Below are 17,254 nucleotides of genomic sequence, written 5' to 3' on the forward strand. Positions count from 1 at the left end.
CGACTGATACGATGTTCGCAGACACGGCCCGTGCCCCCTTCGTCGGTGATTTGTTGTTTAGTCGCTAGAAATCATATGACGGGGCGCGGGCCGTGTTCCGCTATGCGGTTGTCAATTTGCGAAAGAAATTATGCGTCACCCTAGTGGCAAGCACCTCAACGTCAACACGCTTCCGCGCGTGAGAAAACCTGCGAACGAACGGCGAAGGCCGCCTGGAGTACCATCCAGGCGGCCTTCGCCATACTCGACTCAACCAGTCGTTACTTTTTATTACGCATCTGCGCTTCCATCTGGCGCAGCAGGTCCATATCGGACTTGGGACCACCTGTTCCCATGCCACCCAGGCCACCCAGGCCGCCCATGCTGCCCAGGCCCATGGCATCCAGACCGGGAATATTGGGCATGCGCATCTTTTTGCCTTTTTTACCCTTCTTGCCCTTCTTGCCGCCGGCTTGCGCCTGGTTGGCCATCGAGCGCATGCGGCCCATCATCTTGTTCATCTCGCCCCACTGCTTCATAAGGCTGTTGACCTCGGTGGGGGTCACGCCGGCACCCTTGGCGATGCGGGCGCGACGCTGGCCGTTGATGATGGAAGGACGCAGGCGCTCCTCCTTGGTCATCGACATGATGATGGCCTCGTTCTTGTCGAAGATGCCCTCATCAAGGTTGCCGCCCATCTGGTTGAGCGCGCGCTGGCCGCCGGGAAGCATGCCCAGAATGCCCTTCATACCGCCCATCTTCTTGACGGCCTTCATCTGGTCGAGCATGTCGTTCATGGTAAAGCCCTCGCGCAGCATGCGCTCGGCAGCCTCGAGCTGCTCGGCATCGGCTGCCTCCTGGGCTTTCTCGATAATGCCGACGACGTCGCCCATACCCAAGATGCGCTTGGCCATGCGATCGGGATAGAACGGCTCCAGCGAATCGGGCTTCTCGCCCATGCTCACGAACTTGATGGGCTTGCCGGTCACCTGGCGCACCGAAAGCGCGCCGCCGCCACGGGCATCGCCGTCGAGCTTGGAGATGATCACGCCGTCAAAGTCGGTGCGCTCGGCGAAGGTCGAGACAACGTTGACGATATCCTGGCCGGTCATGGCATCGACGACCATCAGCACCTGATCGGGCTTGACGGCCTTCTTGATGTCCACGGCCTCCTGCATCATCTGCTCGTCGATCTGCAGACGACCGGCGGTATCGACGATGACCACATCGCGCAGGTGGTCGACGGCCTCCTGGATGGCGCCCTTGGCAATATCGACCGGGTGCTCGCCGTCACCGCGGAAGACCGGCACGCCGATCTCTCCACCAAGCGTGGCCAGCTGGTCGGCAGCGGCGGGACGGTAGACGTCGCACGCGGCGAGCAGCGGCGAGCGGCCCTGCTTCTTGAGCAGGTATGCCAGCTTTACAGCCGCCGTGGTCTTACCGGAGCCCTGCAGGCCCACGAGCATAATGACGTTGGGAATGCGGTTGCTAAAGACGAGCTTGCTCTCGGTGGAGCCGAGCATCTCGGTGAGCTCGTCGAGCACGATCTTGACGACGTTTTGCGCCGGAGTCAGCGATTCCATGACCTCGGCGGTCATGCAGCGCTCCTTGGTCTTGGCGACAAACTCCTTGACGACCTTAAAGTTGACGTCGGCCTCGAGCAGCGCCATGCGAATGTCGCGCATGGCCGAGGTGATATCGGCCTCGGTCAGCTTGCCCTTGCCGCGCAGGCGGTCAAATGTGTCGTTGAGGCGATCGCTCAGAGAATCAAACACTGGTCACTCCTTAGTTGGACTCGCCCACCAGGGCGCGGCAGAAATCTTTGGCATTAAACTCCTGCAGGTCATCGACCTGCTCGCCCACGCCCACGCGCAGAATTGGGAGCTTGAGCTTCTCGGCCACGGCCATGGCGATACCGCCCTTTGCCGTGCCGTCGAGCTTAGTCATGATAATACCGTCCAGACCCAGCGCCTCATTAAACTCGAGCGCCTGGTTCAGGCCGTTTTGGCCCGTCGCGGCATCGATCACGAGGACGACCGAGACGGGCATGGGGCCGGCGGCCATATTGGCGGCGCGCTTACGCGTCACGTTGACCACCTTGGCAAGCTCGCGCATGAGCTCGGGGCTCGTGTGAAGACGACCGGCGGTGTCGATGAGCACCAGGTCGCTGCCGCGCTTATCGGCCTCGTCGAGCACGTCGTAGCAAACGCTTGCCGGGTCTGAGCCGCGGTCGCGCTTTATGACGGGGACGCCGGCGCGCTGGCCCCACACATCGAGCTGTTCGATGGCGGCAGCGCGGAAGGTATCGGCCGAGCCGATCACGACGTTCTTGCCGCGGGCGGCCATGGCGCTCGCGATCTTGCCGACCGTAGTGGTCTTGCCGGCACCGTTGATGCCCACAAACAGCACGCAGCTCGGCGTGTCGGCGAACGGATCGCGCTCGACGGGTACAAAATGCTGCTCGAGCTGCTCGGCCAGGGCCCGACGGAGTTGCGGGGCGGTCTTGAGGTTCTTCTTGGCCGCGGCATCGCGCAGGTCGTCGGAGACCTGGATGGCGACCTCGGCACCCATGTCACCCATGACGAGGGTGTCCTCTAGGTCCTCCCAAAAATCCTCGTCGACCTCGCCGCCAAAGTAAAAGACCTCGTTGAGGGCCTCGCGGCTACGCTCAAGTCCGCGCGAGAGAGCATCGAAGAATCCCATTATGCATTCACGACCTTTCCGGTTTCGCGATCGAGTTTTTGCGAGACGACGCGACTGACGCCGTCAGCTTGCATCGAGACGCCGTAGAGGACGTCAGCGTCCTCCATAGTACGGCGCTGATGCGAGATAACCAAGAGCTGCGTATCGGAACGCAGCACGTCAAGCGCGCCGATGAGCTTGGATAGGTTGGCGTCATCGAGCGCCGCCTCGACCTCGTCCAGCACATAGAACGGCACCGTACGCGTGCGATACACGGCAAAGAGCAGGGCGAGCGCCGTCAGGCTCTTCTCGCCGCCCGACATGAGCATCATCTTGGTGATACGCTTGCCGCGCGGCTGCGCCACGACCTCGATGCCCGTCTCGGCCGGGTGCTCGGGGTCGGTCATCTCCAGATGTGCCTGGCCACCCGGGAACAGCATGGCGAAGATCTCGCGGAAGTTCGCATCGACCTTTTCGAAGGTCACCAGGAAGGCTTTACGCATCTTGCGGTCGATGGCCACGGTAATCTTGGTGAGCGCCTTGCGCGCGCTCTCCAGATCGGCCAGCTGCTCCTCGATGTAATCGGCGCGGCGCTTGAGCTGCTCGTACTCCTCCATGGCAACCTGGTTCACAGGGCCCAGGTTGTTGATCTGGCGCACGAGCTGGTTGAGCTCGCGCTCGGCGGCGTCGCGATCGGTGGGAGCAGGAAGCATGAGCGCTTCCTCAAGCACGGTGGTGCCATCGGCGGTAATGGCCTTGATGGCCGCCTCTACCTGCACCTCGAGCTTGCCGCGCGCGACCTTGAACTCGTTTTGTGTCGCCGTGGCGGCATCGACCCGCTCCTTGGCGCGGGAGACCTCGGCCTTGGCATCCTCGATGGTTTTCTTGAGCGAAGCCGAGTCTGCCTCCTCGAGTGAGGCCTGGTCACGCAGGCGCGCGGCCCAATCAGATGCACGCTCCAGCAGGGCCGAATAGCGCTCGTGCATGGGATCGACACGCAGGCGCAGCAGCTCGAGCGAGCGCGAAGCCTGACGTGTTCCGCGGATACGGCGGTCAATGCCCTCCAGGCGATGCTCCAGATCGGGCACGCGGCCCTTCAGCGAACGCAGGCGCTCGCTCGTCTGGGCCAGGCGCACCTTGGCATCGGCGAGCTTACCGGCTGCCTCGGAATCGTCACGGCGCACGCGATCGAGCTCGTCGTTGGCTTCGGCAATCTGGAGACCCAGGTCGCTTGCCTGCGCACGGGCCTCGTCGCGCGAACGGGTGAGCTCGTCAACGCGCGGGCGCGCGGCGTTCACGGCCTCGGCCGCCTGCTCGCGGCGCCTGGAGATGCGCGCACGCTCGACCTCGGCGCTGTTGGCGCTTTGCTCCAGGCGGCCAATCTCGGAGAGCAGCGAGCGGCGCTCGCCCTCAAGACGGGCGATCTCGCCGGCGGCATCACCCTCGGCGGCACGCGCCTCCTCGACGGCCGCATTGGCCTCGATAACCTGGTTCGACACATGCTCAAAAACGGCAGCCAAATCGGGCTCCAGGCCTTCGAGCTCGCGAATGCGGCGCTTCCGCTCCAGGGCACCCGAGGCCTCGCCGGCATCGAGCCCCACGCGCACCAGGCCACCAAAGCTCACGCGAGCGCCATCGGGCGTCACATAGGTCACACCGTCAACGACTGGTGCCGCCAGCGCGGCAGCTAAGTCATCGACCACGTAATAGCCGCCGAGCAGTGCCTCGACAATCGGGCCATAACCGGCACGCACGGACAGGCGATCAACCAGACGCGAACCGGCAGCGCCCTCGGCAGCAGCAGAGCCGCTCACACCACGCGCCACCAGCAGTGCCTCGCCCGAGGCCTTCTTTTGGTCCAAAGCCGCACGACCGGCACGCTCAAGCGTGGCGGCGTCATCAAACAACAGGGCATCGATATCGCCGGCAAGCAGCTGCTCGACCAGGACCTCAAGCTCACGCGGCGCCTCGAGCACGTCGCCCAGGCGGCCCGTTACGTCATCGCCCAATGCCCCTACCAGACGGCTCACCAACGGCGAGCTATCGGCCATACGGGCATCGAGCTTCTTTTGGCTCGCAAGCTCAGAGCGCACCTCGGACAACTTGTTGCGCGACTCGCTCTCACGGGCGCGCAAGTCCTTCAACGCCGCACGGGCGACCTCGGTGGCCTGGCGCGCATCGGCCTGGGCTTGGCGAGCCTGATCGAGCGCGCCGTCGAGCTCCTCGGCGCGGTCGCGACGGCTCTCGAGCGAGGCCGTGACCTCCTCGAGCTGCTCGTCAATCTGCTCCAGGCGCGAGGCGTACATGTTGTCCTCGACCTCGGCATTGCTCAACGAGTCTTTCACCTTGGCAAGCTCGAGCGCAGCCTTGTCGGCCACGCGCTGCACATCGCGTTGCTCGCGCGTAAGCTGCGAAATCTGATTGTCGAGCTCAACACGGCGCTCGTGGAGCTCGGCGGCGGCAGGGCCGGCGGCGTCAACGTCGTCCTGGGCCTGCATGTGCGCACCGGTCACTTCCTCAAGCTGGGCACGTGCATCCTCGAGCTCCTCGACCACGCGACGACGCTGATGCTCGGAGCTCGAAATCTGGCCGCGCATATCGGACAGGCGCGACACCATATTGTGGCCCTTTTCCTCGAGCAGGCGCATATCGGAGTTAATACGGCCGACCACATCTTGCATATGACGGCGCTGCTCGCCCAAGTCACCCACAAACAGGCCCTTTTCCTCGAGCATCACCTGGAGCTTCTCGAGCTCGCGCTCCTTTTCGCCCAAGCGGTACTGCGCAAGCTCCAGCTCGGCGGCACCCTCTTTGGAACGGCTCTCCAGATCGTTCCACTGCGACTGCAGCGAACGAAGCTCGTCAACGGCCAGCATCTGCGTAAGCTCGTTCGCGCGCGAGGACAGCTCTTTGTACTTGCGCGCGCGATCGACCTGACGCTCCAACGGTCGCAGCTGACGGGCAATCTCCTTATTGATGTCGCGGGCACGAGTAAGGTGCTCGTCCATCGACTTAATCTTTTTGAGCGCACGCTCCTTGCGGCGCTTGTGCTTGGAAATGCCGGCAGCCTCCTCGATAAGGGCGCGGCGCTCCTCGGGACGGCTCTGCAAAATGGCATCGAGCTTGCCCTGGCTGATAATGGAATGCGTATCCTTACCCAAGCCCGAATCGTGCAAAATGTCCTGGATATCCATCAGGCGGCACGGACTCGAGTTGATGAGGTATTCGCTCTCGCCCGAGCGATACATGCGGCGGGTGATGGCAACCTCGTCAAAGTCGACAGGCAGCACATGGTCCGAGTTATCGAGCACCAGCGTGACCTCGGCAACGCCCACCGGCTTGCGCGCCGACGAGCCCGAGAAGATGACGTCCTCCATGGCCTGGCCGCGCAGCTGCTTGGCGCTCTGCTCGCCCAGTACCCACAGAATCGAATCGGAGATATTCGATTTTCCCGAGCCGTTAGGACCGACGATGACGGTCAGGCCCGGCTCAAACGTCATATGGGCGCGGTCGGCAAACGACTTGAACCCTTTGAGCGTAAGGGACTTGAGATACACGGTTCCTCGCTTAAACGGGCTTCTTGTTGAGAATCACACCGTTGGTGGTGTAACCCATGCGGTCGAGCGCCTCGAGTGCAGCGGCTCCCTCGGCCTCTTTCTTAGAGGCGCCGGTGCCGCGGCCCTGACGGATACCGTCGACAAGCACCACGGCGGTAAAGGTAGGCGCATGTGCCGGGCCCTCGGAGCCTACCAGCTTGTATGCCGGGGGCTCGTGACCGTCTGCCTGCACGCACTCCTGCAAGAACGACTTGGGGTTCGCGGGGTGCTCGGCACGCTCGGAGGCCAAATGGGGCTTAAGCGTGCGGTGGATGAACTCCGCCGCCGCATCCCAGCCGGCATCGAGGTACAACGCACCCACGAGCGACTCATAGACGTTCTCGAGCGCCGAGTTAAGGCCGCGCGCGCCGGTACCGGTCTCGGAGGCGCCAAAGATGATGATGTCGTCGATGCCCAGCTCGTGCGAAACCTCGGACAGCGTGGCACCCGAAACAAGCGATACCTTCAGACGCGTGAGCTTGCCTTCATCGAACTCGGGATAAGACTCAAAGAGCGAACGGGCAACCACGGCGCCCAGAATGGAGTCACCCAAAAACTCAAGCCGCTCATAGCTGGCAGAGACCGGCTGCCCCTCAACTGCCGAGGGGTGGGTGAGCGCCGCGCGTAGCAGCACCTTGTTATTAAACTCATGGCCCAGGATTTCCTGAGCGCGCGTGAGTCGTTGAGATAAAGCCAAGACCTAGGCCTCCCTGGCGTTTTCGATAGCGTCGACGGCGTCGGCAACGGAGGTAAGCGACAACAGGGTCTCGTCATCGATCTCGAGGTCAAACTCGTCCTCGATGGCCGTCACCAGCTGCAGGCGCTCGAGCGAATTGGCATCGAGGTCGTCAAAAGTCGTCTCATCACTGATCTCGGCAACGTCAACGCCCAGCACGTCGGCAGCGACCTCGGCGATCTTGTCAAAGATTTCGGAGCGATCCATAGCGCATCCTCTCATAAGTCGTGGAATACAATGTGTCGCGCGGGCGGAAGCCGCATTGCAGCACGGCTCCGATTCTACCCCACGATGCATAGCTTGAGCCACGTAACGGAGCTCTTGCTAAACGATACCTTCCATGGAATTGGCAATGCTTTCGATAAGCCCGGCTCGAACGGCCTGAGCCGCGGCGAGCGTACCGTTCTTAACGGCTTCGGCCGACGTGGCGCCATGGCCAATCAAAACGACGCCGCGAAGGCCCAGCAGGATCGCGCCGCCCTTGGCATCGCCCGAGAGCTTGGCTTTCATCTGGCGCATCTGCTTTTTGATGAGCAGTGCGGCAATCTTGGTACCGAGCGAAGACATAAAGGCGCCCTTGAGCTCTTGCAGCAAAAACTTGGCAGCGCCCTCGGTTGCCTTGAGCGCAATATTGCCCGACATGCCGTCGGCGACCACAACGTCAAAATTGCCCGACGTAAGATCGGTGCCCTCGCAGTTGCCCACAAAACCGGGGACCGCGGCTTTCATAGCCGGGAAGCACGCCTTGGTAAAGTTAGAACCCTTCTCGTCCTCGGTGCCGTTGCCAAGCAGGCCCACACGCGGATGTTCGATGCCCAAGACCACGCGGGCATAGGCTGCACCCATCTGGGCAAAGCGAACCATGTCGTCGACCTCGACATCGGGGTTGGCCCCCATGTCACACAGTACCGTAAGGCCACCGGTGCGGTTGGGCAGCGCATTGGTGAGGCATGGACGCACCGGCTGCTTCTTACCCTCTACCAAATATCTAAACGGCGTCACGTAGGCGGTGGCGGCAGCCGTCATGGCGCCGGTCGACCCCGCGGAGAAAAACGCGTCCGCGTTGCCCTTCTTAATAGCACGGCAGGCAAGCACGATCGAAGACTTACGCTTGGTCATCACGGCGCGGATGGGATCGTCGTCCATGGCGATGACATCGGGGGCCTCCAGAGCCTCCACGCGCGCGTGCGCCGCGGCAAAGGGGTTGACGATATCGGCGGGGCCAACAGCAATGACCTCGATATCGGGATCGGCGGCAAGTGCGGCCTCAATACCGTCGAGGACAACTTGGGGCTTCTCGTCTCCGCCCACAACGTCTACACAAACGCGAACGTTACTCATTTCAAGTGCTCCTTATACAAAAATGGCCGACTCATTGAGCCGGCCATTGTGGTTCCAGTTGGAACGGCATCGTATCCAGAGTATACCGTTACTCGGTAACGATAACCTCGCGGTCCTTGTAGAAACCGCAGCTGGGGCACACGTGGTGCGGGAGCTTGACAGCGCCGCAACGGGGGCACGTAGACTGAGCCGCAGCCGAGATCTTCATGTTGGCGGAACGACGAGTATGGGTGCGGATACGACCCTGCTTTTGTTTAGGTACGGGCATAGTGACCTTCCTTATGAACTATCCAGTGTGGCGATTACGCGCAAGTAGCGATACTACCACATTTTTACTCATCAAGATTGAGATTCTTCAATGCTGCAAATGGATTTTCCGTGGCAGCGGCCCATTCGGCCTCGGCCTGGGCGGCACAATCGCATTGCTCGACGTTGAGATTGATACCGCAGGTGGGGCACAGGCCGCGGCAATCGGGCTTGCAGAGCACCACAAACGGCGTGTCCATGACAACGGCGTCGTTAATGGGCTCCCCCAGATCGACAATGCGGTCCTCGCCCAAAAGCTCGTAACCGTCCTCGTAGGCCTCGGGATCCTCGGGCTCCTCAAAGAGGTAGAACTCCTCGATCTCGCCGGCGATATCAAACGAGGCGAGCTCAAGGCAGCGGTCGCATTCGCCGGTGGCGTGCGCTCGAACCATGCCGGAGAGCAGAACACCGGTGCCCGCATTGGTAAAAACCACGTCGTAAGCAATGCCGTCCTGCAGCTGGTACTCCTTCTCGCCCACCGTGTAGGTGGCGACATCGACCTTGCCGGTCAGCGGATACGAGTCTCCGGGAAACTCGAGCTGCTCGGAAAGATCGACGGTAACGCTCGGGAACTCAGCCATTACCACTGACCGTTCTGCTGGGCGGCACCCTCGTTGAGCTGCTGACGGCAACGGGTAACGGTGCCGGTCAGGCTCTTGAGGTTCTCCTCGAGGTGCGTAAAGACCTGCTCGGCATAATCCTCGGCCGCATAGCGCGTCTCGCGCTCGTACTGCTGGGCACGATCACGGATATCGTCGGCCTGCTGCTGCGCCAAGCGGACGATCTCCTGCTCACCGGCAATGGTGAGTGCCTGCTGCTGAGCATCGGCAATGATGGAATCGGCCTGAGCAGCGGCGGAAGCCATAAGCTCGTCGCGCTCCTTGAGGATGCGACGGGACTTCTGCCACTCCTCGGGGTAGCTCATACGGATCTCGTCAAGGATGTTAAAGAAGACGTCGGCATCGATAACCTTCATCTGGGCATTCTTGCCGAACGGCGTCTTAGCCTCTTCGATGAGCCCCTCGAGCTCCTCGACAAGGCTCACGATCCTGTCGCCAGGAAAATTCTCGCCCGGCATCCGGTCTCCTTTCATAGGTAACATGACATCGTGTTAGTTTACCACATGCCATCAGGCAATATGAAACGTCACGAAAAGCGATGTTTAAGCGCTTCGACCACATTGGGCGGCACAAACGTCGACACATCGCTTCCGAGCGATGCGATCTGACGAACCACCGAGCTCGAAATATAGCCGTACTGCGGCGCACTCATGACAAAAATGGACTCAAGCTCGTTATCCAGGCGATAGTTGAGGTCTGCCTGCTGCAGCTCGTACTCAAAGTCGGTCATGGCGCGCAGGCCCTTGACCACAGCACCCGCACCCTGCTCACGGGCAAAATCGACCAACAGGCCGGTAAAGGGCAGTACCTCGACACCGTCAATATCGCCCAGGGCCTCGCGGGCCAACGCCACGCGCTCATCGAGCATAAAGGTGGTGCCCACGCCGTTTTTGCCCTGCGACTCCGCCACGGCGACAATCACGCTGGGAAAAATGCGGCGGGCGCGGCGGATTACATCGATGTGACCAAACGTGATGGGGTCAAACGTACCCGGAACGATCACGCGGTTGATAGTGTCATTCATGGGTATCCTCCAAAGGCGCGTCCTCGTCAATATCGCTGTCATTAGCGTGGTCGCACTCGTCCGCGGCCACCCAGCGCAGCAAGTCAACCGAGGTAATGCCGTAGCGTTTCTCTCGCACGGTCTCAAAACCAGCCGGATGAGCGCCCGCGTCGCTTGCGGCATGCTCAAACAGGGCAAAGGCCCCTGGTGCCAGCAAGCCCTGCTGGGCAAGATTGCGCAGCAGCTCCTCGACCGGCTCGGCACCAAAGGCATAGGGCGGATCGAGCAGGACCAGATCAAAGGGGCCGCCCGGAACACGGCCACGCGAGGCGCTCGCCAACACATCGCCGGTAACGACGCGCCAACGCGAGCGGTCGCGACACAGCGACTCGATATTCTTAGTGATCAGTCGGGCGGCATTGCGATCGATCTCGAACGTGATGAGCGAGCGAGCGCCGCGCGAGAGCATCTCGATTCCCAGGGCACCGGAGCCGCCAAAGGCATCCAGCACGCGGACCTCGTCCAGATCGAAATCGAATGCCGACATGACCATGGACGCACATGCCTCGCGCACGCGGTCGGTCGTGGGACGGGTGACATCGCGCCCACGCGGCTCTTCGATCTTGCGGCCGCGCCATTCACCGCCGATGATTCTCATCCTCCGCTGACCTCCTTGAAGATATGTCGATAACGCGTGGCAACCGCATCGCGCAAGGGACGCGTCGCCACGGAGTCAAGGTTGCAAGCATACCGCAAGAGCTCGACCGCGTCCAAATGGGCCCATTCGATAAGATCCTCGTCGGCATCCAGGTCCACAAAACGCAGGGTCACACCGCCATGTTGGCGATAACCCAAGATTTCGCCCTCGTGGCGCAAACGCAGGTCCATCTGCGCAAGCGCAAAACCGTCAGAGGTCTTTTCGAGCGCCCGCAGTCGGTCTTGCGCAGCAGACACACCGCCATTGCCCTTGGAATGCGTCATGACCAGGCACGTGCCCGACACGCTGCCGCGGCCCACGCGGCCTCTAAGCTGATGCAGGGCCGCCAAGCCAAAGCGCTCGCCGTTCTCGATAACCATGACGGTGGCGTTGGGCACGTCGACGCCCACCTCGACCACCGTAGTCGAGACGAGCACGTCGATCTCGCCGCGCTTAAAGGCGTCGATCACGCGGTCCTTCTCCCCCGCCGGCATGCGGCCGTGAAGACGCTCGACGGAAAGCCCCGGCAATGCCAGACGCAGGCGGTCGAGCTCGGTCGCGGTGTCGTGTAACGGCACGGGCACCGTCACGCGACCTTCATCGTCGCGAGCAATGCCGGGAACGTCTTCCAAATCGTCCGCGGAGTCACTCGGCTCCACAAGCGGGCAGATAACGTAAGCCTGCTGTCCTTGGGCATGCGCCTCGCGAATGGCACCGTAGGCCAGGTCGCGGCTCGACTCGGTGAGCACGCGCGTCGAGACGCCGGCCCCGGGAACGGGGCGATGACGAATGATGGACGTGTCCAGGTCGCCATAGACCGAGAGCGCCAGTGTGCGCGGAATAGGCGTGGCCGTCATAACGAGCAAGTCCGCACCTGGGCCTTTGGCACGCAGGGCATTGCGCTGCCCCACGCCAAATCGGTGCTGCTCGTCGATAACGACGAGTGAAAGATGTTTAAACGTTACGTTATCCGAAAGGACCGCATGGGTACCAAAGAGCACATCGAGCTCACCAGACTGCAGCTGTGCATGGATGCGCTCGCGCTCGGCGGCCGGGGTAGCACCCGTCAGGAGCGCCCAGGACATACCGGCCTGCGAGAGCAAAGGGCCGGTCTTATCGGCATATTGACGCGCCAGCACGCCCGTGGGTGCCATGACGCAGGACTGGGTACCCGAATCGGCCGCGACTGCCAGCGCGCAGGCGGCGACGGCGGTCTTGCCGGTACCGACATCGCCCAGCAGCAAGCGGTTCATCACGTGGTCGCCATCGCACATGTCATGCAGGATGTCTTGGAACGCGGCCTCCTGCTCGTCGCTCAGCGAAAACGGCAGGGCCCGCCTAAGCGCCGTCAAATGACCACCCGCGGTATGGGTGTAGGGAACCACCTCGACCATACCGCCGTCGTTGCGCAGACGAAGCGCCAGCTGAAGATAGAGGCATTCCTCATAGGCAAGCCGTGCGCGCGCGATATCGCGCTCGGCCATACTTGAGGGAAAGTGAATCGAACGCAGCGCACGGGCGCTGCTCATAAGGCGACGCTTGGCGCGCAGGGGCGCGGGAATCGGGTCGAAGGGATTGCCGACAATCTCGAGCGCGCCGCTCACGATACGGCGCATCCAAGCCTGGCTCACACCGTCGCTCACATAGTGAACCGGAAGGATGGTGCCCGCGGCACGCCCGTCCTCGAGCTTTTCGAAATGCGGCGAGGCCATCTGCTTAAAGCCATAGGCAAATTCGACCTTACCCATCACGGCCAGGCGGTCGCCCTGCTTGAGCTGCTGGGCAATCCAGGGCTGGCGGAAAAAAGCGACTTGCAGCACGCCCGTCTCGTCCACAAGCGAGACCTCGGTAACCTGCATACGCGGGCGGGGCTGCTTTTGAACGATACGATCGACCGTGGCGACGATCGTGCACACCGTACCGATAGGCGCCATCTCGATGGACCAGGAGCGTGTAAAGTCCAGATATCGATGAGGGATATGGAGAAGGAGGTCCCCCACCGTCCTAATTCCCAGACGGCGAAGGGCCTCCTCACGTTTACCCGAAACATATTTGAGTCGCGCGATATCCTCGTCGAGCGCATTGCTCTGGGCAAAGCGCTCCGAGACGCGCGGCACGGAGCACAGCTCGGACATGGGCAGATGCCTACTCGATCGAGAAGATCACGGGATAGAGCGGCTGCTCGCCACGATGGGCGTCAATCTCCAGGTCGGGCTGAGCCTCCTCGATGGCGTCAACGATCTCCTGGAAGGCCTCATCGGACAGCTCCTCGCCGGCCAGAATCGTCAGCGCGTCGCCCTCCTCTTCCTCCTGCATGCGGTTGATGCAGTCGAGCGTGACCTGCTTCACATCGGAGCCGACCACGTCGATGGAGCCGGCAATGATACCCATGACGTCACCGGAGTGAATCGGCGAGCCGTCAGAGGCGCTGGAATCGCGCACGGCACGGGTGACCTCGCCATCGCGAACCTCGCTGATGGCATCGACCATGGCGGCAACGGCGTCCTCGAGCTCGGAATCGGGCAGCACCGCGAACAGAGCGGAGAACGCCTGCGGAACGGTCTTGGTGGGAACCACGGCGACCTTTTTGTCGGTGCAGGCAGAAGCAGCAGCCTCGGCAGCCATACGGATATTGCCGTTATTGGGCAGGATGATGACCGAAGTCGCGTTGACCTGGTCCACCGCGCCCAGCAGGTCGGCGGTCGAGGGATTCATGGTCTGGCCACCCGAAACGACCACGTCGACGCCGAGGGACTTGAGGATGTCGGCCTCACCGGAACCGGCGGCAACGGCGACAAAACCCAGGGCCTTGGCGGGCTCGGCGGCCTTTTGCTGGTCCTCGTGGATCTTAGCGGTACGGTCGTGGGCCTCCATCTCCATGTTGTGGATAAAGACCTCGTAGATCTGGCCAAGCTGCAGCATGTGCTCGAGCACCAGGTTGGGGGTGTTGGAGTGCACGTGGATCTTGTAGTCGGGGTAGGCGCCCACGAGCAGCTCGCAGTCGCCCATGGAACCCAGGAACTTAAGGCACTCGTCCTCGTCAAACGGGGCGTCGGCCTTAAAGAGGAACTCGTTGCAGTAGCGGAACTCCGAGCCCTCCCAGTCGTCGTTGGCCTCGATCTCGACGCGACCGAGGGCCGCATCGCGGGCAGAGCCAGCGGAATCAAACGTGGTGGAGAAATCCTCGACAACGGTGCTGCGGCCCAGAGCAGCGGCAACAAAGTTTTCCAGGAAGATGGCGAAGCCAAAGGCGCCGGAGTCGACCACGCCGTTCTCCTTCAGAACGGGCAGCAGGTCGGGCGTGCGAGCCACAGACTGGTAGGCCTCGACGACGATGGCGTCGAGCGCGTCCTCGGCCGAGAACTTCTTCTTCTCGCACTCGTCGGCCTTGGTCGAGACGTCGCGCAGGACCGTAAGAATCGTGCCCTCGATGGGCTTGCGGACGGCCTGGAAGGCGACCTTGACGGCGCGACGGAAAGCATGCGCGATGTTGGCAGACGTGATGGGCTCATCGACAGAGACGAGCCCCTCGGCCACGCCGCGCAGAATCTGCGAGGTGATAACGCCGGAGTTGCCGCGGGCGCCCATGAGGGAGCCGTGGGTGATGGCGCCGGCGATGGCCTCCATATCGGCATCGGCGGGAAGGGCGGAAAGCTCCTTGGTCACCGAGGCGAGCGTGAGCGACATGTTGGTGCCGGTGTCGCCGTCGGGCACGGGAAAGACGTTGAGTTTATTGATCTCCTCGGCCTTGTCGGAAACGGCAGCCGCAGCGATCGGAAAACAGGTGCGAATGGTCTTTACAATCATGAGTATTTGAATCTCCGTTTTCGGATGCTAGTTCAGACGGCTCTTGAGCGCGTCGATGTGAATGCCGATCTTAAGGCTGGCGGGATCGATCTGGGCGATCTCCTGCAGGGTGAAAGCAACGGAGCTCGAAAGATTGTGGCAGACGGACTTCATGTTGACGCCGTTCTCGAGCACGACGTGAAGGTCGACCGTAAGGCCGTTCTCGTCGGCGGAGACAAGCACGCCCTTGCGGAGGCGCTGACCGGCAAGCAGGCGCACGCTCTCGGCGCCCTGGAGCTGCTCGGCCATACCGACGACGCCATAGCACGTCATCGCAGCATAACCGGCAATATCGGCAATAACGTCGTTCGAGACGCTCAGGCTGCCGTTAATGGTCTCAGACACAAGAATCTCCTTATCTGGTGCTCGCGGCACCATGTCGTGGGAGCAATCATTGCAATATTCTACAACGACCGCGCCATGTTGAGGTGGTGGGTCGCGGGATTACATCCTCGACACGAAATGTTGATATGGCAACGTTTGCGTTAAGCAATCGCGGTATGAAAAAACCCGCCGCAAAAGCGACGGGTTTTACAATCTGGCTCCCCGGGTAGGACTCGAACCTACAACAGCGCGGTTAACAGCCGCGTGCTCTACCATTGAGCTACCGAGGAATTTAAAGCCCAGCAGATTGGGCTGAGAAATTCTGGCTCCCCGGGTAGGACTCGAACCTACAACAGCGCGGTTAACAGCCGCGTGCTCTACCATTGAGCTACCGAGGAATAGGTGCATGCTCTCAAGCAACGAAGTTTATTATACGGACGAATCAGCTCAGGGCAAGAACTTTTTTAAGAAATTTTCCGACCCAGTCATTGGGGACGTTCTTAAACGACTAGTCATTCAAGAACGTCCCCAACGACTAATCAACCAGACGCCCAGGGTAGTCTTTTTGGGACGGGGCTTTTTTAGCTACCCTATCTCAATGAGCGGCTCAAGCTTTAAAGGCCCCAGATTGGGTAGCTAAAAAAGCCCCGTCCCAAAAAGACTACCCGTGCCCCAACTGCCGGCCCTTGTTACATGAAAGCGCCCTCAAGCGGATGTGCTTGAGGGCGCTTCTTGCCTGACTAGCTTTCGATATAGTCTTTGAGCTTGCTGCTGCGGCTGGGGTGGCGGAGCTTGGCCAGGGTCTTGGACTCGATCTGGCGGATGCGCTCGCGCGTGACACCAAACTCGCGGCCGACTTCCTCGAGCGTGCGGGGATGTCCGTCGACAAGTCCAAAGCGCAGCTCAATAACCTTGCGCTCACGATCGGCAAGTGAGTCGAGCACCTGGGTGAGCTGCTCCTGCAGCATGGAGAAGCTGGCGGCATCGGGCGGAACGATGGCCTGGGAGTCCTCGATAAAGTCGCCCAGCTGGGAATCCTCTTCCTCGCCGATAGGAGTCTCGAGCGACACGGGCTCCTGCGAGATCTTCTGAATCTCGCGGACGCGGTCGGCACTCATGTCCATCTCGGCACCGATCTCCTCGGGGGTCGGGTCGCGACCCAGATCCTGGAGGAGCTGGCGCTGCACGCGGACAAGCTTGTTGATGGTCTCGACCATGTGCACGGGAATACGGATGGTACGGGCCTGGTCGGCGATAGCGCGCGTGATGGCCTGACGGATCCACCACGTGGCGTACGTGGAGAACTTGAAGCCCTTCTGGTAGTCGAACTTCTCGACGGCGCGGATCAGACCGAGGTTGCCCTCCTGGATCAGATCCAGGAACAGCATGCCGCGACCGACGTAGCGCTTGGCGATGGAGACGACCAGACGGAGGTTGGCGCTGATGAGCGCCTGCTTGGCCTCGAGGCCCACGTTCTCGATACGAGTCAGACGACGCATCTCGGCGCGAGTGAGCTCGATCTCGCCCGCCTCGGCGGCCTCGAGCTTCTCGGTGGCCTCGAGACCGGCCTCGATCTTCATGGCCAGATCGACCTCTTCGGAGGCGGTCAGCAGGTCGACCTTGCCGATCTCCTTAAGGTACATACGAACCGGGTCACCGGTCAGCATCACCGTGGAGGCATCGATGCCACGCACGCGAGAACGCGAACGGGACGTGCGGACGGTGCGCTTCTTTTTGCTCTTGCAAGAACCCATCTCGGCATCAGCCTGACGGGCCATCTTAAGCTCATGATCGTCGAGCGAGCCGGAATCGTGCTCCTCGTCGTCATCGAAATCGTCGGTATCGTTATCGTCATCGTCGACGTCCATGGGGGCGTCGTCGTTTCCGCTCGCGGAGATAATCTGGATGCCGCTGTTGCGCAGCGCGGAATAGACCGCGTTGAGCTGCTCGTCAGAAACATCGATATCCTTCAGGACGACCTGGATCTCGTCCTCGGTTACCGAAGTCCTGTTTGAGCCGTTGCCCATGAGCTTAGCAACGTAGGATTCCAGCCCAGTACCCGTGCTCTCAGTCTTATTTGGCACAGATTCTCCCTTCGTAGTCCACAGGACACATTACTTTAGC

The 17,254-nt window shown here is 61.5% G+C and carries 15 protein-coding genes and 2 tRNA genes; all 17 read right to left on the minus strand.

Annotated elements, in window-relative coordinates; all coding sequences use genetic code 11:
- Positions 1–260: 260 nt before the first annotated feature.
- Positions 261–1,754: a signal recognition particle protein gene (gene ffh, locus ACTQW0_RS00005; protein WP_441041149.1), complete on the minus strand. Its 1,494-nt coding sequence runs from the start codon at positions 1,752–1,754 to the stop codon at positions 261–263.
- A gap of 10 nt (positions 1,755–1,764) precedes the next feature.
- Entirely contained in the window at positions 1,765–2,682 is a 918-nt protein-coding gene (gene ftsY, locus ACTQW0_RS00010) for a signal recognition particle-docking protein FtsY (protein WP_271807278.1), read from the minus strand.
- Complete coding sequence (smc, locus tag ACTQW0_RS00015; protein ID WP_441566317.1) at positions 2,682–6,218, minus strand: chromosome segregation protein SMC; 3,537 nt, start codon at positions 6,216–6,218, stop codon at positions 2,682–2,684. The genes ftsY and smc overlap by 1 nt, the downstream gene beginning before the upstream one ends.
- Before the next feature lie 10 nt (positions 6,219–6,228).
- The gene (rnc, locus tag ACTQW0_RS00020) at positions 6,229–6,954 is read right to left on the minus strand and encodes a ribonuclease III (RefSeq protein ID WP_154515455.1); all 726 of its coding nucleotides are present in this window, start codon (positions 6,952–6,954) and stop codon (positions 6,229–6,231) included.
- Positions 6,955–6,957: 3 nt separating this feature from the next.
- On the minus strand, positions 6,958–7,200 hold the full coding sequence (locus ACTQW0_RS00025) for an acyl carrier protein (RefSeq protein WP_154515452.1): 243 nt from the start codon (positions 7,198–7,200) through the stop codon (positions 6,958–6,960).
- Positions 7,201–7,317: 117 nt separating this feature from the next.
- Positions 7,318–8,334: a phosphate acyltransferase PlsX gene (plsX, locus tag ACTQW0_RS00030; protein ID WP_441566319.1), complete on the minus strand. Its 1,017-nt coding sequence runs from the start codon at positions 8,332–8,334 to the stop codon at positions 7,318–7,320.
- A gap of 88 nt (positions 8,335–8,422) precedes the next feature.
- Positions 8,423–8,602: a 50S ribosomal protein L32 gene (rpmF, locus tag ACTQW0_RS00035; RefSeq protein ID WP_022094017.1), complete on the minus strand. Its 180-nt coding sequence runs from the start codon at positions 8,600–8,602 to the stop codon at positions 8,423–8,425.
- Positions 8,603–8,666: 64 nt separating this feature from the next.
- Entirely contained in the window at positions 8,667–9,221 is a 555-nt protein-coding gene (locus tag ACTQW0_RS00040; protein WP_154515446.1) for a YceD family protein, read from the minus strand.
- On the minus strand, positions 9,221–9,718 hold the full coding sequence (locus ACTQW0_RS00045) for an ATPase (RefSeq protein ID WP_154515443.1): 498 nt from the start codon (positions 9,716–9,718) through the stop codon (positions 9,221–9,223). Before ACTQW0_RS00045 ends, ACTQW0_RS00040 begins: the two co-directional genes overlap by 1 nt.
- Before the next feature lie 68 nt (positions 9,719–9,786).
- Positions 9,787–10,284 (minus strand): pantetheine-phosphate adenylyltransferase, encoded by a 498-nt coding sequence (coaD, locus tag ACTQW0_RS00050; RefSeq protein WP_154515440.1) that lies wholly within the window; start codon positions 10,282–10,284, stop codon positions 9,787–9,789.
- On the minus strand, positions 10,277–10,921 hold the full coding sequence (rsmD, locus tag ACTQW0_RS00055; protein WP_441566321.1) for a 16S rRNA (guanine(966)-N(2))-methyltransferase RsmD: 645 nt from the start codon (positions 10,919–10,921) through the stop codon (positions 10,277–10,279). The genes coaD and rsmD overlap by 8 nt, the downstream gene beginning before the upstream one ends.
- Entirely contained in the window at positions 10,918–13,095 is a 2,178-nt protein-coding gene (recG, locus tag ACTQW0_RS00060; protein ID WP_441540868.1) for an ATP-dependent DNA helicase RecG, read from the minus strand. The genes rsmD and recG overlap by 4 nt, the downstream gene beginning before the upstream one ends.
- A 10-nt stretch (positions 13,096–13,105) precedes the next feature.
- The gene (locus ACTQW0_RS00065; RefSeq protein ID WP_441566323.1) at positions 13,106–14,767 is read right to left on the minus strand and encodes a DAK2 domain-containing protein; all 1,662 of its coding nucleotides are present in this window, start codon (positions 14,765–14,767) and stop codon (positions 13,106–13,108) included.
- 27 nt (positions 14,768–14,794) lie between these two features.
- On the minus strand, positions 14,795–15,184 hold the full coding sequence (locus ACTQW0_RS00070; protein WP_187361832.1) for an Asp23/Gls24 family envelope stress response protein: 390 nt from the start codon (positions 15,182–15,184) through the stop codon (positions 14,795–14,797).
- Positions 15,185–15,345: 161 nt separating this feature from the next.
- A tRNA-Asn gene (locus ACTQW0_RS00075) sits at positions 15,346–15,420 on the minus strand.
- Between the two features lie 33 nt (positions 15,421–15,453).
- Positions 15,454–15,528: transfer RNA gene (locus ACTQW0_RS00080), tRNA-Asn, on the minus strand.
- 342 nt (positions 15,529–15,870) lie between these two features.
- A complete protein-coding gene (gene rpoD, locus ACTQW0_RS00085; RefSeq protein ID WP_370450567.1) occupies positions 15,871–17,214 on the minus strand; it encodes an RNA polymerase sigma factor RpoD in 1,344 nt (447 codons plus the stop codon).
- Positions 17,215–17,254 lie beyond the last annotated feature (40 nt).

Origin of the sequence: Collinsella sp. LCP19S3_B7 (genome assembly GCF_052121795.1) — a bacterium.
Lineage (GTDB): Bacteria > Actinomycetota > Coriobacteriia > Coriobacteriales > Coriobacteriaceae > Collinsella.